This window comes from Thermobrachium celere DSM 8682 (assembly GCF_000430995.1).
GTDB lineage: Bacteria > Bacillota > Clostridia > Clostridiales > Caloramatoraceae > Thermobrachium > Thermobrachium celere.
Map to the genome: position 1 here is coordinate 20,704 of NZ_HF952039.1, position 21,128 is coordinate 41,831.

Annotated in this window: 17 protein-coding genes; 2 read left to right on the forward strand and 15 right to left on the reverse strand. The window is 32.0% G+C overall.

Annotation, left to right across the window (positions count from 1 at the left end; translation table 11 throughout):
* Positions 1 to 29: 29 nt before the first annotated feature.
* From TCEL_RS11695 to TCEL_RS11705, 3 genes are read right to left on the reverse strand one after another with little or no spacing between them, the layout of a single operon-like run.
* On the reverse strand, positions 30 to 563 hold the full coding sequence (locus tag TCEL_RS11695; RefSeq protein WP_018666353.1) for a YeeE/YedE thiosulfate transporter family protein: 534 nt from the start codon (positions 561 to 563) through the stop codon (positions 30 to 32).
* Positions 564 to 597: 34 nt separating this feature from the next.
* On the reverse strand, positions 598 to 825 hold the full coding sequence (locus TCEL_RS11700; protein ID WP_018666356.1) for a sulfurtransferase TusA family protein: 228 nt from the start codon (positions 823 to 825) through the stop codon (positions 598 to 600).
* Positions 826 to 840: 15 nt separating this feature from the next.
* Complete coding sequence (locus TCEL_RS11705; RefSeq protein ID WP_018666359.1) at positions 841 to 1,512, reverse strand: YeeE/YedE thiosulfate transporter family protein; 672 nt, start codon at positions 1,510 to 1,512, stop codon at positions 841 to 843.
* 213 nt (positions 1,513 to 1,725) lie between these two features.
* Here TCEL_RS11705 and TCEL_RS11710 point away from each other — a divergent pair, with 213 nt between their 5' ends.
* A complete protein-coding gene (locus TCEL_RS11710; RefSeq protein ID WP_018666361.1) occupies positions 1,726 to 2,616 on the forward strand; it encodes a LysR family transcriptional regulator in 891 nt (296 codons plus the stop codon).
* On the opposite strand, the gene TCEL_RS11715 is transcribed toward TCEL_RS11710, so the two are convergent.
* On the reverse strand, positions 2,613 to 2,831 hold the full coding sequence (locus TCEL_RS11715) for a sulfurtransferase TusA family protein (RefSeq protein ID WP_018666363.1): 219 nt from the start codon (positions 2,829 to 2,831) through the stop codon (positions 2,613 to 2,615). The two genes, TCEL_RS11710 and TCEL_RS11715, sit on opposite strands and share 4 nt — an antisense overlap.
* A gap of 70 nt (positions 2,832 to 2,901) precedes the next feature.
* On the opposite strand from TCEL_RS11715, the gene TCEL_RS11720 reads away from it, so the two are divergent.
* Positions 2,902 to 3,468 carry a class I SAM-dependent DNA methyltransferase gene (locus tag TCEL_RS11720; protein ID WP_018666365.1) on the forward strand — a complete coding sequence of 189 codons (567 nt, stop codon included), beginning with the start codon at positions 2,902 to 2,904 and terminating at the stop codon, positions 3,466 to 3,468.
* 50 nt (positions 3,469 to 3,518) lie between these two features.
* Here the strand turns inward: TCEL_RS11720 and TCEL_RS11725 are convergent, their stop codons facing one another.
* The 11 genes from TCEL_RS11725 to TCEL_RS11775 all read right to left on the reverse strand — a co-directional run bounded on the left by TCEL_RS11725 (position 3,519) and on the right by TCEL_RS11775 (position 21,048).
* Entirely contained in the window at positions 3,519 to 5,927 is a 2,409-nt protein-coding gene (locus tag TCEL_RS11725; protein ID WP_018666367.1) for a glycogen/starch/alpha-glucan phosphorylase, read from the reverse strand.
* Between the two features lie 11 nt (positions 5,928 to 5,938).
* The gene (glgA, locus tag TCEL_RS11730; protein ID WP_018666369.1) at positions 5,939 to 7,366 is read right to left on the reverse strand and encodes a glycogen synthase GlgA; all 1,428 of its coding nucleotides are present in this window, start codon (positions 7,364 to 7,366) and stop codon (positions 5,939 to 5,941) included.
* Positions 7,367 to 7,380: 14 nt separating this feature from the next.
* Positions 7,381 to 8,496 carry a glucose-1-phosphate adenylyltransferase subunit GlgD gene (gene glgD, locus TCEL_RS11735; RefSeq protein WP_018666371.1) on the reverse strand — a complete coding sequence of 372 codons (1,116 nt, stop codon included), beginning with the start codon at positions 8,494 to 8,496 and terminating at the stop codon, positions 7,381 to 7,383.
* Positions 8,497 to 8,510: 14 nt separating this feature from the next.
* Positions 8,511 to 9,656 carry a glucose-1-phosphate adenylyltransferase gene (locus TCEL_RS11740; RefSeq protein ID WP_018666374.1) on the reverse strand — a complete coding sequence of 382 codons (1,146 nt, stop codon included), beginning with the start codon at positions 9,654 to 9,656 and terminating at the stop codon, positions 8,511 to 8,513.
* A gap of 11 nt (positions 9,657 to 9,667) precedes the next feature.
* The gene (glgB, locus tag TCEL_RS11745; RefSeq protein ID WP_018666376.1) at positions 9,668 to 11,569 is read right to left on the reverse strand and encodes a 1,4-alpha-glucan branching protein GlgB; all 1,902 of its coding nucleotides are present in this window, start codon (positions 11,567 to 11,569) and stop codon (positions 9,668 to 9,670) included.
* Positions 11,570 to 11,829: 260 nt separating this feature from the next.
* On the reverse strand, positions 11,830 to 13,176 hold the full coding sequence (locus tag TCEL_RS11750; RefSeq protein WP_018666378.1) for a GH1 family beta-glucosidase: 1,347 nt from the start codon (positions 13,174 to 13,176) through the stop codon (positions 11,830 to 11,832).
* A 16-nt stretch (positions 13,177 to 13,192) separates the two neighbouring features.
* Complete coding sequence (locus TCEL_RS11755) at positions 13,193 to 14,530, reverse strand: glycoside hydrolase family 30 protein (protein WP_018666380.1); 1,338 nt, start codon at positions 14,528 to 14,530, stop codon at positions 13,193 to 13,195.
* A gap of 20 nt (positions 14,531 to 14,550) precedes the next feature.
* Complete coding sequence (locus TCEL_RS11760) at positions 14,551 to 17,769, reverse strand: hypothetical protein (RefSeq protein ID WP_018666383.1); 3,219 nt, start codon at positions 17,767 to 17,769, stop codon at positions 14,551 to 14,553.
* 92 nt (positions 17,770 to 17,861) lie between these two features.
* Positions 17,862 to 18,713, reverse strand: coding sequence for a carbohydrate ABC transporter permease (locus TCEL_RS11765; RefSeq protein WP_018666384.1), 852 nt, complete (start codon positions 18,711 to 18,713; stop codon positions 17,862 to 17,864).
* 12 nt (positions 18,714 to 18,725) lie between these two features.
* Positions 18,726 to 19,619 carry a carbohydrate ABC transporter permease gene (locus tag TCEL_RS11770; protein WP_018666387.1) on the reverse strand — a complete coding sequence of 298 codons (894 nt, stop codon included), beginning with the start codon at positions 19,617 to 19,619 and terminating at the stop codon, positions 18,726 to 18,728.
* A gap of 76 nt (positions 19,620 to 19,695) precedes the next feature.
* Positions 19,696 to 21,048, reverse strand: a complete 1,353-nt coding sequence (locus TCEL_RS11775; RefSeq protein WP_018666389.1) for an ABC transporter substrate-binding protein — start codon at positions 21,046 to 21,048, stop codon at positions 19,696 to 19,698.
* Between the last annotated feature and the right edge of the window lie 80 nt (positions 21,049 to 21,128).

The following is a 21,128-nucleotide window of genomic DNA, read 5'->3' on the forward strand; positions in this document are numbered from 1 at the left end:
AACTTAGGCTCGGTTTCCCGAGCCGCTTTTTACATAAAATATTTAACTAAAAGCTTGCTTCCTATAAAAGCTCCAACAAATATAAATATCATAAATACCCATCCATGTAATGACATTGATGCTACACCACTAAATAGAGCTCCTATATTACATCCAAAGGAAATTCTTGCACCATATCCCATTAAAAGTCCACCAAGGATGGCAGCTACAACCTGTTTCCATGATTTAATCTTTTTAATCTTAAATTGTGAAGCAAGAAGTGTAGCTAAAAACGCTCCAAATATAATACCTAAATTTGATACGCTATGTCCGTCCATCCAAAAACCTGCTTTAATTGCCTCTGCATGTGCTTTTTGTTGGAAATAGAACCAACTTTCTGGGTTTCCTCCTAGCGCCTTATATATCCAAGCACCCCAGTATGAAAATGGTGTTGTTACACCCCATGGCTTACCTGTTGATGCAAATAATCCTATATTTAAAAGTGCTAATATTACTGCACCTGCTGTATAGCTCCATGGATCCTTTAATAATTTCTTGTAATATGGATTATCTTGAAGTTTCATTTACATCCCCCCTCCTTCAATCTAATAAAGGGTATTATTTTGTTTTTTCAATATATATTTCCCATTGACCATCATCTACTTCTTCTATTTCCACATTATATCCTTCTTTTCTTGCCCACTCTGGAACATTCTTTACAGCACAACTGTGGTCAATCTCAACTATTAATATGTCTCCAACCTTTAAAGTCTCCATCTTCTTTTGAGTCTTAAGTAGTGGTACTGGACAAGCTTCTCCTAAACAATCTAATCTGTATTCTGCCATAGTAAATTCCCCCTTCTATTCATTTACATTTTTATTTCCATACCAATCTGCAACAATATATATTACAAGTAGCAATCCAAATTGAACTAAAAGTGCAAGAGGCCAACCTAATACATTTGGTAAAAATACTGGCTTTGTCTTTGAGATTAAATTCTTTGACCACCATCCAAAATCATGTGCTCCCCAAAGTGATCCTATTATAAAGAACACTAAGGATAGCCATTGCATCATAAATCCTTCTCCTACTCTCATAAGTGTACCTGATGCACATCCACCAGCTATAACCATTCCTATACCAAACAATATTGCTCCAATTGCAGTATGAAGTCCAACAGGTGAGATATTGCCTGGTATCTTTGATGGATCCTTTAAAAACGCAGCATATTGAATTGATGAAAATCCAACTGTTGCAGCAGCAATTGCAATAACAACAGCCTTAGTAAGAGAAGTACTTCCAGTTAAAACTGGGTCTCTCATTGAAGCTGTAAAACAAAATCTTGATCTTTGTAGAGTGTAACCTAGAGCGACACCAAAAATCCACATGAGTGCTGATTTAGGTGACTTGTTTGCTGCAAAAAAGCCCACACCTATAATTGCAATTAAAAGTGCCACTCCAAAAGGAATCTGGTTTACCTTTTTCTTTTTTGTCTTTGCCCTAGTTGAAACTTCAATTCTTGTTTCTCCCACACAAATCCCCCCTTATTTGTTAATTGATTAACTGTTTAATTTGTATTATTTTTCTTACAATTTAATTTTAACATAGTTTGTTAACTTTTTATCATTAGTCTTTTTAATACTACATAAGAAATTCTTATGAATATATAAATACATAAGAATAATTGAAAATGTTTATAAATTAATTATATAATAGAGGTATAAATTAATAAGGGGTTGTTGCCAGTGAATATACAAAGCTTAATTTCCTTTAGAGAAGCTGTAAGACAAAATAGTATATCTAAAGCATCATCAAAACTTCATATGACTCAATCTGCCCTAAGCCAGCAACTTCAAAACCTTGAGAAAACAGTTGGATGTTCACTTTTGATAAGAAGTAATAAGGGAGTTGAATTGACAAAAGAAGGTGAAATACTTCTTGAATATGCTGAGTCAATAATTAATCTATATGAAAATATGCTTTCCGATATAAATGAGTCTCTACATAATAAAATTAGTGAAATTAAAATATCAAGCTGCAATATAGTAGGTGAATATCTTCTACCATGTTCAGTTTATATATATAAATCAAAGCATTCCAACATAAAATTTGATATAAAGATTGAAAGTACTAAAAGAGTAATAGAAAATGTTCAAAATAAAATAGCCGATATGGGCTTTATAGATAAACCACTATTAAACAGCAGCTTAGAAGTTAAAAAAATATGTGCCAATGACTTAGTATTTGTTTATAACCCTAAAAAACATAATTTTAAAGAAAACAAGATAAATATTAATAATTTATCTAAAATACCTTTAATCCTTCTATCTAAAGAAAACGGTATAAGATATATTATTGACTCAACTTTTAATCAAGAAAATATAAAAGTCGAAATGGAACTTAATACAATAGAATCTATAAAGGCCTCTATCATAGCTGGAATGGGAGCTTCAATACTTCCTTATACATCTATTAAATCTGAAGTACATGCAGGAATTTTATCTGCAGTTCCAATAGAAGGAATGTCATGTCTATGTAATATATATTTAATATATAATAAAGAAGCTTTAAGCAAAGATTACTTATGTGAATTTATAGAATTCATACTTAAACACGGAAAGGAAACCTTCTGCTAAAGCTTAGTTATCTTTATATACCATATACCTCCTTCATCTTCAACTTCTATCCTACAGTTATAATTCTTAAAGGCTTCTAATATACCCTGTTGCGTACAGCTGTGATCTGTAACAATTGTTACAGTTTCATGGCTTTTTATATTTTTATATGCTATTTTGGCCTTAATTACAGGAATAGGACAAAATAATCCCACACAATCAATTTCACTATTCATTTTGACCACCCTTTAAATAATCTACTAATTTGATATAATATTATTGTACCAAAATATTAGGAGGTAACAAATGAACCAAAGGGAATTTTTTAATAGGTTAGCACCTATTTGGGATCAAATAACAAAGCATGATGAGGGTAAAATAAATAAAATACTTAACCTTATTGATATTAAAGAAAATTTAAATATACTAGATGTTGGATGTGGAACAGGCATACTTGAATCATTTCTTTTAAAATATAACCCAAAATCAATAACTGCAGTTGATATTTCAGAAAAAATGATAGAGGTTGCAAAGTCAAAATATCAAAATCCTAAAATTATTTTCTTAGCACAGGATATAATGGAACACAAAGGAATATATGATTTAATTATTATTTATTCAGCCTACCCACACTTTTATGATAAAGAAGCTCTAATTAAGCATCTTTCAAATATGCTAACAAATGGAGGAAAACTAGTTGTTGCACATTCTGATTCAAGAGAGAAAATAAATAGTGTTCATAGTCGCCATGAGGAAGTTAAAGAGGATAGACTTCCACCTGCAATAGAAACAGCAAATTTATTTTCTAAATACCTATATGTAGACCTACTTGTTGATAATGAAGAAATATACATTGTTAGTGGAAGAAAATAAAATTTTTTTGCCCCATGTTGTGATTACATGGGGCATATATTTTTACCATATCATTTAAACCAAATATCCTTTGCATACTCAAGTATAGTATTGTCACTTGAAAATCTACCTGAATGTGCAATGTTTATTAAAGACATTCTATTCCATCTAAATCTATCCTTATAAAGTTCATTAATTTTTTTATGGGCATCACAATATGAAGCAAAATCCTTTAATACAAAGAATTCATCATTATAAGTTAATAGGTGATTAAATATCTCTTTGAACTCTCCCCTTGGTGCAAAATAGCCATCGTCTAGCTCATTTAATATTCTTGTTAATCGCCTGTCTTGATAGTATAAATCCCAAGAATGATATCCTCCATTTTTATAATAATTTATAACCTCTTCGGATGTCATACCAAATATTATTATATTTTCATCCCCAACCTCTTCATATATTTCTACATTTGCACCATCTAGTGTTCCTAAAGTAATTGCCCCATTCATCATAAACTTCATATTACCAGTACCTGATGCTTCCTTTGAAGCTGTTGAAATTTGTTCACTAACCTCTGCACTTGGAATAAGCTTTTCTGCAAGCGAAACATTATAGTTTTCAGCAAAAACAACCTTTATTCTGTCGTTTACTCTTATGTCATTATTTATCTTTTCACCTACACTATTTATTAGCTTTATTATCTTCTTAGCTAAATAATATCCTGGAGCAGCCTTTGCACTAAATATAAATGTATGAGGAAGTAGATCCATATTAGGATTATCTAAAAACTCATTGTAGAGATTTATAACATGTAATATATTAAGAAGCTGTCTTTTATATGCATGCAATCTTTTGGCCTGCACATCAAAAATTGAATTAGGATCAATCTTTATGCCCTGTGTCTTTTTCATATAGTCTGCAAATTTAAGCTTATTATTATATTTTACCTTTTCAAGCCTATCTAAAAATGACTTATCATCCTTATATTTTTCAAGATTTATTAATTCCCTTGGATTTTTTAGAAAATCACATCCTATTGCTTCTGAAATTAAATTTGTTAGTTCAGGATTTGCTTTAATAAGCCATCTTCTATGGGTAATTCCATTTGTTTTATTATTAAATTTTCCAGGGTAATATTCATGGAAATCTTTAAGTTCCTGATACTTTAGTATGTCTGTATGAAGCTTAGATACGCCATTTACACTATGACTTCCCACAATAGCAAGATTAGCCATCTTTACCCATCCACCACTTATAATTGCCATTCTGTCAACCTTGTTCCAGTCGTTATTATATCTATCCATTAGTTCTTGGCAGAACCTTCTATTTATCTCCTCAATTATAGTATAAATTCTAGGTAAAAGCTTCTTCATCATATCAACAGGCCACTTTTCTAATGCCTCAGACATGATCGTATGATTTGTATAGGCCATGGTTTTGGTTGTTATCTCCCAAGCATCCTCCCATGAAAGATACTCCTCATCAACAAGAATTCTCATAAGCTCAGCAACTGCAAGTGCTGGATGTGTATCATTAATGTGAATTGCTACATACTTATGAAAATCGTATATCGATCGACCACTCTTTTTAAATGTCCTCATTATACTCTGAACGCCAGCACTAACAAAGAAGTATTCCTGCTTTAGTCTTAATAGTTTTCCCTTTTCTGTTGTATCATCTGGATATAAAACCTGCGAAATTGATTCAACGGAATATTTATGTTCAACAGCCTTAGTGTACTCTCCTGCACTAAAGCTTTCAAAGTCAAAATCCCTACTCTTTACCTCTGCACTCCAAAGCCTTAAAGTATTAACAGTTTCTGTTCCATAACCTATTATTGGAACATCATAGGGAACTGCAAGTACCTCCTCATATCCCTCATGTTTTGCTGTAAATCTACCATTTTCGTTTGTAAAATATACATAACCTCCAAATTTTACAATTACAGATTTATCTATCCTTCTTATCTCCCATGGATATCCGTGCCTTAACCAGTCATCAGGCATTTCAACTTGATATCCATCTCTAATTTTCTGTTTAAAAAGACCATATTTATATCTAATTCCATTTCCATGCCCTGCAATAGATAGAGCTGCCATTGAATCTAAAAAACAAGCTGCAAGCCTTCCAAGTCCTCCATTACCAAGCCCAGCTTCTCTTTCAACATTTTCAAGTTCCTCAAGCCTTATTCCTAAATCATCTAAGGCCTCTCTTACCACTTCTTTTATACCTAAATTTATAAGGTTGTTCTCCAATAACTTACCTAATAAGAATTCCATTGAAAAATAATATATCTGCTTTGTACCTTCCTTTTTATACCTCTTATTAGTCTTCATCCATCTTTCAAAGCTATACTCTTTAACAAGCTCTGCAAGAGCAATATATTGATGTAATACAGAGGACTCTTCCAAGTCCTCTGCAAATAAACTTATTAATTTTTTCTGATAATCACTTTTTATTTGTTCCTTAGTTAAATTCATATAACCACCACCTAAATTCCTTCATACAGGGCTTTGTACAATCTTGCAGAATTGTTCCAACTATTATCCCTTTCCATACCATGTTTTATTAAATGATACCATGCGTTTTTATTATTTCTATAAACGCTTACTGCATACTTTATAATATTCAACATCTCATGTGAATTGTAATTTCTGAAGGAGAATCCCCAACCTTCTCCAGTAAATTCGTTATAGGGCATAACTGTATCCTTAAGTCCACCTGTTTCTCTAACTATAGGTACTGAACCATATCTTAAAGCTAAAAGTTGACCTATTCCACAGGGTTCAAACAATGACGGCATTAGGAACATATCGCTTGCTGCATATATTTTTCTTGCAAGTGAATCATTAAAGCATATATTTGCAGATACCTTTGAAGGATAAATAGATGCATAATATTTAAATAGGTCCTCATAAACATATTGGCCTGTTCCAAGTACAACAAGTTGAACATCCTGCCTTAATATTTCTTCTATAACATTAGCAACCAAATCAAAACCCTTTTGGTCTGTTAATCTAGAAACTATTCCTATCATAGGGATATTTTCATTTACCTCAAGATTTAGTTCTCTTTGAAGAGCCAGTTTATTTTTCTTTTTGTTTTCAATAGAATGAATATCGTATTTTACATATATATTATCATCTGTTTTAGGATTATATACATCATAATCTACTCCATTTAATATACCTGTAAATTTATATGATATACCCGCTAAAAGTCCGTGCAATCCTTCACCATAAAATGGAGTTTTAACCTCTTCAGTATAAGTTGGGCTAACAGTTGTTACTTTATCTGAATAGATTATTCCACCCTTCATAAATGAAACAGCGTCATAATACTTCATCTTATCTTCTACAAAATAACCATCATCTAGACCTAGTAAATCTCCTAAAACTTCCCTTCCAAATACACCTTGGAATTTAAGATTGTGTATTGTTAGCACAGTTTTAATATTTTTATGATAATCGCTGTGCCAATAATGATGCTTCAACAAAACTGCAGAAACTGATGTATGCCAGTCATTTAAATGAAGTATATCAGGCTTAAAGTCTAAATGATATATTGCCTCAAGAATTGCTCTACTAAAGTATGCAAATCTTTCTCCATCATCATAGTATCCATATGCACCTGGTCTTTTAAAATAGTATTCATTATCTATAAAGTAAAATGGTACTCCATCATATTCAAGATACTCTATGCCACAGTACTGTCTTCTCCAACCAACCCATACATCAAAATGAGTAATGTGCCTCATCTTGCTTTTAAAATCATAGTTTATATCTGAATACTTTGGCATTATAACTCTAACATCTACACCTATTTTTCTTAACGCCTTAGGAAGTGCATAGGCAACATCCCCAAGCCCTCCAGTTTTTAGGAAAGGATAACATTCAGCTGCTGCAAACAATACCTTCATATAAATCACCCCTCTTATATTCCAACATAGCTACCCTTTTCAATAACAACAGGATAATTTTTATCTCCAATTAGAACCTTATCCATTTCAATTTCAACATTCTTGTCTAAAATAACATTCTTTAACTTTACATTCTTATTTATTACACACTTAGGAAATACAATTGAATTTATAACCTCAGCGCCTTCCTCAATAACAACTCCACGTGATATTATGCTATTTTTTACTGTTCCCTTTATTATACATCCGTTAGCAACAAGTGAGTTTACTACCTCTGATCCATTTAAGTATTTTGTTGGAGGAGAATCATTGGATTTAGTATATATTCTTCTTGGAGAATTTAAAAGCTCATTCATAACTTCTGAGTCTAATATATCCATAGATACTCTATAATAGGAGTTAACTGAATTTATACATCCTACATAACCTGTATATTCATATGCTCTTACATCAAACTTTTTAAGATTTGCAAATATGAACTGCTTTAATGTATCACATCCACCCTCCTGTATGCATCTCAAAATGCAGTCAATAAAGAATTCTTTGTTCATTATAAATATATCCATGCTGACATTGGCTGTATCTGTTAAACATAAATTTCTTCCTACACTTGAAATTCTTCCATCATCTTCAATTTTTAATGTGTCACAGTTTAAGAACATATTATCTCCATTTTCAACCTTTTTATACACAACAGTTACATCTGCATCGCTCTTTTCATGTGCATATGCTATCTCCTCTAGATCAATATTGCATATCATATATGAAGATGTCATAATCACTTTATTTTTTCTACTTCTATATAAAAACTCTAGATTGTTCTTTAAAAGCTTTATATCACTATTTATTGCTGAACTTAAATATCTGTTGAATATAAACAGACCATCATTTTTTCTATTCATATCCCAAGGTTTTCCTGTACCTATATGGTCTATAAGTGACCTTGATGCAGTCTTTGTAAATATACCAACATTAGTAATTCCTGCATTTTTCATATTTGACAACATAAAATCTATAACTCTATATCTTGCAAATATAGGAATTGAAGCTATTGGCCTGTGTACAGTCAAGCTTCTTATATTGCTTTCATCTTCACTTAATGAAATTATACCCATATAATCCTTTAGCATATTTTACCCCCCAGTCATGAATTCTTTGTGTTTTCTTTAATATCCTTAAAATCACCTACAAGAACAATTTCCTGACAGTTACCAACTTGTATACCTGCTCTTACTTTACAGCCTTTACCTATTATAGCTCTGCATACAACTGCTCCATCTTCTATCTCTGTATGGTTCATGATAATTGAATCTATAACTTTAGCATTTTTTCCAACCTTTACTCCATAGGATAGCACTGAATTTCTTACTTCTCCCTCTATTATGCAGCCCTCTACAACCAAAGAATTTTTAACCTCAGCATCTGCCCCAATATATTGTGGGGGGTAGGAGTAGTCCGAAGTATATATCTTCCAGTATGGGTCGTTTAAATTAATTCCACTTCTTTCATCTAACAAATCCATATGAGCTTCCCAATAGCTCTCTACTGTTCCAACATCCTTCCAATATCCATCAAATTTATAAGCATAAAGCTTACATCCTCCATTTAACATCTTTGGAATGATATTTTTTCCAAAATCCCTCTGTGATTCAGGGTCCTTTTCATCTTCCTTTAAATAGTTCTTTAGCTTTTGCCAGTTGAAAATATATATTCCCATTGAAGCTAGTGTACTCTTTGGCTTTTTAGGTTTCTCCTCAAATTCATATATCCTACCATCATCATGTGTATTCATAATACCAAATCTTGATGCTTCCTTAAGTGGTACCTCTATTACTGCTATTGTTGCATCTGCCTTCTTTTCCTTATGATAATCAAGCATCCTTGAATAATCCATCTTGTATATATGGTCTCCAGATAAAATAAGCACATATTCTGGCTCATAGTAATCTATAAAGTTTATATTTTGAAATATAGCATCAGCTGTACCCTTGTACCAATTACCACCTGTTTCTCCCTCGTATGGTGGAAGAAGTGTTACTCCCCCAAATTTTCTATCTAAATCCCAAGCAGAACCTATTCCAATATGAGTATGAAGTATTAAAGGCTGGTACTGTGTAAGTACCCCTACTGTGTCTATACCTGAGTTTGCACAGTTGCTTAGAGTAAAATCAATTATTCTATACTTTCCTCCAAATGGAACTGCTGGCTTTGCATTGTTGCGTGTTAGTGTTTTTAATCTACTACCTTGACCACCTGCTAGTATCATTGCTATTATTTCTTTTTTAGGCATGTGTTACCCCCCTATACTTTTTTTACTGGTTTTAGAGCTATAAATGACAGCGGTGCAACCTTTATATTTATATGCTGCTTCCTTCCGTGCCATTCCTCTTTTTTAGCCTTTATTAAGCCTTCATTAACAAAATTGTTTCCTCCGTAAACACTTCTATCGCTATTGAATATCTCTATGTAATCACAAAATTCAGGTACACCTATTTTAAATTCCTCATATTTACCCTTATTGAAATTACATACTATAACCAAAAAGTCTCCCTTCTTATTTCTTCTTATAAATGAAAAAACTGATTGATGTGCATTTGATGCATCTATCCACTCAAAACCTTCCATCCTATGATCCAATTCATATAGTTCCGAGTTATCTTTATAAAATATATTTAAATCCTTAACATATCTTTTTAGGGCATCATGCATTGGATATTTTAATAAAAACCACTCCAATGATTCGTAAAATCTCCATTCAATAAACTGTCCAAACTCTCCACCCATAAACAGAAGCTTTTTGCCTGGGTGAGTCATCATATAGCCATATAACGCCCTAAGGTTTGCAAACTTCTCTTCGTAAGTACCAGGCATTTTATCAATTAATGATCTCTTACCATGTACAACTTCATCGTGGGAAAATGGAAGAACAAAGTTCTCTGAGAAGGCATACATAATCGAAAAAGTAACTAGATTATGATTATCTTTTCTATATGGAAAATCTGTTTGCATATAACGAAGTATATCATTCATCCAACCCATATTCCATTTATAATTAAATCCTAATCCTCCATCATGTACTGGATAAGTAACAAGTGGCCAAGCTGTTGATTCCTCTGCTATCATTAACGGATTTTTAACCCTTTCAAATATAACCTTATTCAACTTCTTTAAAAATTCAACAGCATCTAAATTTTCTATACCACCATATTTATTTCTGATATCCATATGCTGTTTTCCATAATTTAAATAAAGCATTGCAGCTACTGCATCAACCCTCAGCCCATCAACATGAAACTCATTAAACCAATACAATGCATTTGAAATTAAGAAGCTTTGAACTATTTTTTTACCATAATCAAAATTTGCTGTTCCCCAATCCCAATTATCTGCAAGTAGAGGATTGTCAGACTCAAACACATGTCCTCCATCAAAACAATAAAGTCCGTGCTCATCTCTGCAGAAATGTCCTGGCACCCAATCCAATATTACCCCTATATTATTTTGATGTAATTTATCTATCAAATATTTGAAATCCTCAGGTCTTCCATATCTACTAGTTACTGAGTAGTAACCAGTTGGTTGATATCCCCATGATTCATCAAGAGGATATTCTGATACTGGCATAATTTCAACGTGAGTATACCCCATATCTAAAACATATTCACATAGCTTATCTGCTATTTCTCTATATGTTAAAAATCTATTGTTTTCTCCCCTCATCCATGAACCTAAATGAACCTCATATATGTTTACAGGTGATTCATAAATATTTGTTTTTTCTCTCTGTTCAAGCCATTTACTATCATTCCATTTATACTCTTTAAATTCAGTTACTATTGATGCTGTATTTGGCCTAAGTTCAGAATATATTGCATAAGGATCAGCCTTTAAAACAACACTTCCATCTCTTCTATGTATTTCATATTTGTATAGTTCTCCATCCTTTATCCCTTCAATAAACAGCCACCATAAACCTGTATTTAATACCCTATACATTTTATGTTTTTCACCATTCCAGCCGTTAAAGTTACCTACAACCCTAACCTCTCTTGCATTTGGTGCATAAACGCAAAAGCTTGCACCTTCCTTCCCTCTATAATTAATAAGCTTACTCCCCATAAACTTATAACTTTCAAAGTGTTCCCCCGATATAAATTTATTTACATCGCTTTCAAACAAAAATGCATTTACACGCTTTGGCAACTACTTCACCCCCCAGTACAAATTTTCACTAAAATTTTCACAATAACTGGCAAATTAAATTTAAGTTTAATTATACATGATTTATGTTAAAAATCTATAGTTTCTGTGTAAAAATATAAAATATTATAAATTTTTATTAATTTCAACATTTGTCGACAACGTTATTCCCTATAAATCTTAAAATTTCTTATTGCTTAATTTGTTTAAATGTAAACAAAATTTAACTTATAAAAAATTATGAGATGGGGGTATTTCCCATCTCATTCACAAAGGCTATTATTCTTAATTACATTGCTATACCAATATGCGCTCTCCTTGACTATTCTTTGCTGCGTCTTATAATCTACGAATACAATACCAAACCTTTTTGCATACCCTTCTGCCCATTCAAAATTATCTAAAAATGACCATAAATAATAGCCCCTCAAATTAACCCCTTCAGAAATTGCTCTATGAGCTTCTCTTAAATGCCTATATAAGTAGTCTATTCTATAATCATCTACTACTTTTCCCTTATAATTTACTATGTCATTAAATGCTGCTCCGTTTTCTGTAATTAAAATATCAACTCCACCATAGTTATGGTGTATATTAGTAAGAAGTTCGTATAGACCTTGAGGATATATTTCCCATCCCATATCAGTTTTTGGGTTTTCTAAATCCACTAAAGAAGCCTTTAATGGATAAGCATTTTCATCATATTTCAACACACTTCTTGTATAGTAGTTTATTCCCAAGAAGTCTATTTTTTCACTTATAATACTCATGTCTTCATCTGTATACTCTGGAAGAATATTTTGTTCCCTATATAGTTTCACCATATCTTCTGGATATGTTCCCTTTAATACTGCATCTAAGAACCACCTATTTAAAAATCCATCATAAACCTCTGCTGCACGTACATCCTTTTCATCATCAGTTAATGGATGTGTGCTTGATAGATTTAGCGTAATTCCTATTTTACCCTTTAAGTTCATGCTTCTATATAACTTAACTACTTTTCCATGGGATAAAAGAATATTGTGTGCTACTTGTAGTGCAGTTTTATAATCCTTAATTCCTGGTGCATGAACACCCCAAGCATGACCTAATATTGAAACAACCCATGGCTCATTATGTGTAATCCATATAGGAACTACATCACCAAATTCTTTAAACATAAGCTCTGCATATTCTACAAAATAATCTATTACCTTTCTATTTGCCCATCCTCCCATATCTTGAAGGTGCTGAGGCAAATCCCAGTGATATAGTGTTACAGCTGGCTTAATTCCTTTGCTTATTAATGTATTAATTAACCTCTTATAATAATCAAGGCCCTTTTGGTTTATCTCACCATATCCCTTTGGAAATATTCTAGCCCAAGATATAGAAAGCCTATAATTCTTTATTCCAAGCTCTTCCATTATCTCGATATCTTTTTCATAAAGATTATAATGATTGCAGGCTACATTACCATTATGATTTTTGTATATATTTCCAGGAATAGAAGTAAATCTATCCCAAATATTTTCTCCTTTTCCGTCTACATTATGTGCACCTTCAATTTGATAAGCTGCCGTTGCAACACCCCAAATGAAATCCTTTGGGAAAGTGTATTTTTGCATATCTACTACCACCTTTTCATTTTATTAATATTGTCATTATTGAGTGTTTTAAACTATTAAAATCTGCTACTCCATCTTCAGATTTTAATTTAAAATAAATATCCTTATCTGTCTTATTCATAACAACAACTACCACAGTTCCATCAATATTTTTAAATGCTGTTACCTCAAGATCCTCATAAGGATTTTTAAACCCTATTCTCTTGGCTCCTCTTTTTATAAATCTACTAAAGTGACCTATATAATAATAGGAACTTTGGTAATATACTCTATCATTTTCTGTATCAACAATAATTGGGGCATCGCAGTAATTACCAACATGGTTGGGTCCTCCCATTGTGTCTAATATTAAGTTCCAGTCCACCCAACCAACAGTATAATTGTTTAAATCACCAATTATGTTGTGTCCGTATCTTTCCCCTACATTCCAATCTCCAAGCTTTACTCCACCTTCTTGGCATCCCTCTGTAAATAGAAGCTTTTTATCTGGGAACTCTTCATGAGTCTTTTTTAGGTTTTCAAATTGATCTCCTGAATACCAGTGAAAACCTACACCCCAAACATATTTTGCAGCCTCTTTATCAGATAAAATTACCTTTGCTCTTTCATATAGTAGGTCTCTGTTGTGGTCCCAAACTATAATATTAATATCTTGTAAACCTTCCTTATATAATGTAGGACCTAAATGGTATTTTACAAAATCTCTTTCTTCTTCTGCTGTATACCTACATGAATCCCATACTTGAGTTGCCTCTGGCTCATTTTGAACAGTAATCCCCCAAATATCTATTCCTTCTTCCTTCATTGCCTTAATATATTTGGCAAAATATAGAGCCCATGCATCCTTATACTCATCCTTTAATTTTCCACCGTTATTCATTTCCCCATTTGTCTTCATCCAAGCAGGTGGGCTCCAAGGAGAAGAAAAAATCTTTATCTCCTCCTTAGAAACCTCCTTTGCTTCTTTTATAAAAGGAATAACATATCGTCTTTCTCTTTCAATATTAAATGTCTTCAATTCAACATCGTATTCATCAACATAATCGTAGTTTCCTAGTGAAAAATCACAGCTGTTTATGTGAGTTCTACAGAGGTTATACCCATTCCCTTCTTCACTGTCAAAATAAGCCTTTAGTATTTTTCTCCTATTTTCCTCTCCTAACTTATAAAAGTTATATGATGCTGCTTCAGTAAAAGCTCCACCGAACCCTTCTATAGTTTGATAAGTTTCTTCTTCAATAATCTCAATTCCATTATCATAATTTTTTTCTGACTCTAACAACCTACTACCTTTAAACGTTAATCTATCTTGAGTATCTCTTGCTGTTAAATAAACTTTAACTTCTCTTTTCATGTCTACCTCCAAAAGAGATCTTATTCAAAATAAATATCTATCTTATCAACCTTTCCTTCTCTAACTAGCTTTGCATATTCCTCTTCTATTACATTTCCTAATATTTCTACACAAGTTCCATTTGATAGATAGATAATTATCCTTTGTATTGATGCATCTAAATCATAAGTATTTTTTCTAGAAGGATTATAGTAAGTTACCCTACATCTTCCTAAGAAATTAAAGCTTACTTTATTATCCTCATCAAACAACCAATCTGGAAGAATAGGATTAAAGCTTAAAGCTAATCTTCCATTTCTCATTGTAAATGGATTCTTTCCAACAAACATTAATCTCCACATGCTTAAAAATTCAGCTGTAGCTCCACTTAATCTAGCTACAAATCCTGTACCATGAATTGACTCGTCAACATTTGCACTGCTTGCAATAAATGATGAATTTTCTAGTGGACTTCTACCATATACACTTGGATCCATAAAAGCTATTATTACATTCTTAAAATCACTATAAAATTCTTTGTATAGACCACTCTTTATAAGCTCAAGCATATACTTATATTCCATATGAAGCCAAATTGATTCATTTTCTAGCCATCCTGGTGTAAATGCCCTAGCTCTACCTATTTCAATTGTTTCATCATTTAATGATGCGTTTACCTTATACATATTAAGTTTTCTATCAAACAGATCACTTTCTTTTACCCTGTTATAAATGTCACTTAAGAACTGTTTATCCTTGTATATTTTAAACCCTCTAACAACACCCTCTAAGAAAAGAGGCATTTTATTTTTTTTAAACTTTAATACTTTTACATACTTTTGCTCGTTTTCATCCTTTGATTCTTTATGATTATCTTCAATAACCTCGTATTCTTCAGCTCCATAATAGAAATAAGTAGGCATTATGCCATTGTTTTCTGAAATAGCTCTATTTAGACCTTCTTGAAGCTTATCCTTAAACTTAATTAATTTTTCTGCTAATTCTCCAGAAGTTACTGCAACTTCTCTTCCTTCAAAACCAAACTTAACTTCCTCTCTATACTTTTCACGTAAGTCTGACATTAGGTTCCAAAGTTCATAGTCTTTATTATCATTATTTGATTTGTTGTATGCTTCTACAAACTCTACTTCCTTTTCAATTAAATTTATAACTTCATAAGGAATTTTAATTTGTTCATCTTTATATTCATTTAAAACATCAACTATAAAGTTGAATAACCTTACAAGTTCATAAGCCTCTGCAACAGATGATCCAAATAATCCTGGCAGACCATTTAATGCATCATACCAACCTGGTTTTCCTGCCTCCATCTCAATTCCCATACCTTGAGGATCTATTGTTGCAAACTTAACAGCTGCAAGATTTATAAGCTTAACAATAAGATTTGTTCTATATACTTCACCTAAACCTTTATTTATTCTCATTAAATTTTTATATGTTTTTCTCTCTTCAATAAGCTTTTTCTTATCCTTATCTTCTACTAGAGAGTTATACTGTCTTACTTTTCCATTAGTTAACACATATCTCTTTTCTCTTGGAAGTACAACTTCGCTGTTATCAAAATATGTGTAATCATATTCATTAAATAGTAAATCCTTCTTTTTATCTGGATATACTTCTAAATAGTTTTCGATTAAATCCAAATTATACGTCCAATGGTCAGTCCAGAAACCTTCTCCATGAACTGCATCAACTTCTTCTTCACAGTTTTCTATTATTCTTGTTAAAAATTCTTCTTCTGAAACCTTTAGCTTAATATTCTTATTCTCTATAAAAGTAAATAGTTTACCAGGTGTAAATGGGTTAGCTAAAAACTCCCTTAATGCATTACCTTCTTCTACTAATTCGTCAATGAAGCCTAAATCATTTGAGTTTACTCTATATTTAACCCCATTTATAACAAGAGGGTTGTATCCATCTGCTTGAATTAAATTCATAAATGTCTTTATGTTATAGCTCTTTACATCTGGGTTAAAGAAAACGTCATTTCTTCTATTTTGATTAACATCTCTATAGTTTCCATTGCCGCTAGAATAGTATTCTGGTTGTAGAGTGAAATAGTTGTAATCCCTCTCTAAATCTCCATGCTTTCTTGAATACATATAATATACAAGCGGCTTATCTCCTTTATTTAATACTATAGGATATCCACCTCTTAAGATATTATCTAGATAACTTTGTTTACAGTATTCATCAAAAAGCTTAGATGATGTTTTTGTATATATATCTTCTGTTATATTCTCTATAATCTCTTTTCCTTCAATATATTTACTGTTTATATATTCTTCACTGCTAAATTTATCCTTATATCCTTCTAAAACTGAAACCTCTGGTGTGTGTCCAATTACTGAGTATATATCTATAGAATCATTTGAATTCAACTCAACATAAACTGCTGAAAAACTGCATGGTATTTTATTTGAAGTTATTTGTTTTCTCTTTAAAATATCCTCTAACGAATTATTAGCAAATATATCAGGATAACTTAAGGATGTATTCATTCCAAAAACTAAATCTGCATCTACTATAGGTTTTATTAATTCCTTATTTCCATTTATATTTTTAAATGAAATGTAAAAATTGCCTTCTTTAAACTCAGTTACATTGACACTATCTTCTGATGATGATCTCATTCTAAAAATTGGAGTTCCCTCTTCGTGATTATATACTTCCATCCAAGCCTTTAGCGTATTTCCTACCTGCTTTAATCCTCCATCACTAATACCATAAGGAAGTAGTGCAGGCATTCCATCTAAAATTTCTAATTCTTTTCTATCACTTGATATATTCTTAATTGTTACTTTTCTAACTAACGCAGCTATTTTTTCCTGTGGAAGCATATAATAAAGAACATTTATTTTTATTCCTTTTTCTTCACTTATTTCTTCTATCTCTAATTCATTCATTCCTATATACATCTTTTGTGAAACTTTATAATTATTCCTTGGATTTAAAAATGGTTCATATACTTCATTACTACTTACAAATTTTATAAATGTTCTAAACCCTAAACTCTGTACATTTTGATAACACTTATATGCAGGATAAAACTCCATTATAGGATTGTCTTTATTCTTTATTCCAAAGGATGAAATACACTGTCCCCTATTTACATAAAAAATCCACATTGGAATACCTTTCTTACCAGCAATTCCTGGTAAGAAGCTCGAAAATGGCTTTGCGTTATTATAATTTTCTATAACAAATCTATTTTTTTCATCAAAATAATAATTTTTCATATTTATCCTCCCTTAATCTCCAGTTCCTTAAAGCACTGTTTTTGTTTCTTCCTCTTATCCAACTTTTAGAAGATTAGAGGATAAACTAATACCTACTCCTTTACTGAACCTGCAGAAATACTACTAATTATATATTTTGATAGGAACATAAACGCTATTATGATAGGTGCAACTGACATTGAAATTGCAAGATACATTGAACCTAGGTTTTCTGCAACCTTACCACCCTTTAAGTATCCCATAAGTACTGGTAGAGGATACTTTTCTGGAGAGAATATTACAACTAATGGAACTAGGTAGTTATTCCATGCTCCGATAAATGTAAATATTGACATTGTTGCAATTGCTGGCATCATTATAGGTAAAATTATCTTATGGAAAATAGCTATTTCACCAGCTCCATCTATTCTTGCTGCTTCTATTAAAGCAGGATGCATTGTAGATACTAAGTATTGTCGCATAAAGAAAACTGTAAAAGGTGTTGCTATTGATGGAATTATAAGCGGAATATAAGTATCTAAAGTTTTTAGTGCCTTGTTTAATTCAAAGAATCCAAGTAGTCCTAATTGGCTTGGAACCATCATCATAAGTAAGATCAAAATAAATAGAACTTTTTTGCCCTTAAATTCATATGCAAAGAAACCATAGGCTGTTAATGCTGAAAAATATCCACTTAATACTGTTACAGAAACAGCTATTATAAAGCTGTTTTTATATCCTAGCCATATACCTTTAAATACACCATCACTAACATCCATGTGATACATCATGTTTTTATAATTTTCTATCAAGCTTTTTCCAGGAATTATTGAGAAACCTCTAACTATTTCTGTATTTGAACGTGTTGAATTTATTATCATCATCGCAAAAGGTATTAAACATGTTATTGCAAGTAGAGTTAAAAAAGCATATAAAATACCTCGGATAAAATTTCTTTTATTCAAAAAGCACACCTCCTAAACCTCTTCCTTGAACATGCCCTTGAAGACAATTACAGAGAATACTAATATTATCAAGAACAATCCATATGCAACTGCTGCGGCATATCCAAAGTTTCGGTATTTAAATGCTTGATTAAATAGGTATAGTACCATTGTTACTAATGAGCCTTCTGGACCTCCAAGTCCGTTTTGAGATATTAAGAAAGGTATTTCAAAGAGCTGTAATCCACCAATAAGTGATGTTATAACTACATAAATCATAATAGGTTTTAATAAAGGTAGAGTTACTTTAAAGAATGTTTGAACTCTGTTTGCTCCATCTATCATAGCAGCTTCAAAGTAGTCCTTTGAAATTCCCTCAATACCTGCAAAGATTATGATAAATGTATGTCCAAACCACAACCATGTCTGTATAAGTGACACAGCAAGTTGTGCTGTATGAGGCTGGCCTAACCAGTTAACAGGTTTTGATATAAGTCCTGCTCTAAGTAGAAGTCCATTTAGAGCACCATGATGCCAGTCTAAAATATATAGGAATAATAGCGCAACAGATGAAACTGTCATTAAATTAGGTAGATAAAATATTGCTCTAAATAAACTTACACCCTTAAGTTTTAATCTCATATCTGAGAATATAACTGCTAGTATCAAAGCTAATGCTAACTGAAGAATAATGTTTACTCCCCAAATTTTCCATGTATTTATAAATGCTTGTAGGAAATATGCGTCTTTAATTAATCTTGCATATTGTTGTAATCCTACCCAGTTTGCACTGTATGGTGAACCAATTCCTTTATAGTCCGTAAAACTCATATATAGAGAAAGAAGTATTGGATATACACCAAATATACTAAATACTATAAAGAAGGGAGATATAAATAAATATCCGTATTTGTTTTTTGAATTCATAGTACACCCTCTTTCTATTTATTTAGTATAATAGGTGAACTTTCGTCCACCTATTATACTTTTTTTATTTATTTTATTATTTCTTATCTAGTGGAGTTATAATTTCAGGATATGCATTTTTCACTTGCTTGTAGAATTCGTTGATTGCTTCTTCCTTAGTCTTCTTACCATTTACATACTCTGAAACTACATTACCCCAGATATTATCTATTCCTTGGTCATACTTAGTTACTATATTTGGATTAATCTTGTCAGCTTCTTTTAAGAAGAATTGATAGTGGTTTTGTCCCTTTAGGAATGAATCTGAAGCTGAATCCTTTACCTTATCTGTTACAGGCTTGTATGATAATAGGTCCCCAGTTTCTTTGTACCACCAATTTAAGAACTCTTCATCATGAGTCATCATCTTAACAAATTCCCAAGCAGCACCTTTATTGTCTGAACCTGAATATATTCCTATCCATGTACCACCCCAGAAATATGGTGATGGACCATTAGTTAATCCCCAATCTCCTGCTGTATTCTTTGCATTTGGCTTAATTACATAATGTAGTCCCCATGTTGGCATTACATAACCAAATACTTCAGTCTTATTTCCCTTAACCTTGTTTATATCCTTTTCCCATCCTGCATTAACTGGTACTGGACCTTGCATTGATGCAAACCATGCTGGTGACCATTCTGGAGCCATTGCTGTATATTCATTATCACGTAGTTTCTTTTGGTAATCCATAAAATCTATTTGTGCTTGAGTAAGTTGTAATTCATTCTTTTCATTTACCCATGGCTTAGGATCTGATCCCTTAGCAAACCAACGAAGAGCACCTTCATCAGGTAGGATCTTGTATCCTGCCTTCTTTAATTCTTCTGCAGCCTTTAAAAAGTTTTCCATAGTTGATAGCTTTTCTGCTACAAAAGCAGGATCATCATTTCCCCAAACTTTTCTTGCAATCCATCTCTTATATATAAATCCACCTGGAGTTGCTTGCCATGATAGAGCCTTTACATTACCCTTGCTGTCCTTACCTAAATTGAATACGTATGGAACATAATCCTTTTCCCACTCATCAGCGTTGTATGGATCTTCTGATAGATTTTCCCAATATGGTAGATCTGTCCATTGCTTTAACCAAGCAATTTCTGCAGTAAATACGTCTGGAGCTCCAACTCCACTTTCTAATACTGGTTGAATTTTTGACGCATAGTTTTCTGTTGGAATAATAGTAAGTTCTGTTTTGATACCATATTTCTTTTCAAAGTACTCTAATGGTTTCTTTAATTCGTCAGTGAAGGACCAAACTCTTAACACTTTGTCCTTTTTCACTTCTAATGTTTTGCTCTTTTCCCCAGTCTTTGGCCCGCATCCAACTAGTGATGTAGCAACAACCACTGTGGATAGCAGGATGCTTAAATACTTTTTCATTTTCATTTAATTTACCCCCTCATTAATTTCTTTATTTATATGTGTTCCTCACACATATGTAACATTGGAATGTTTATATTATTTTG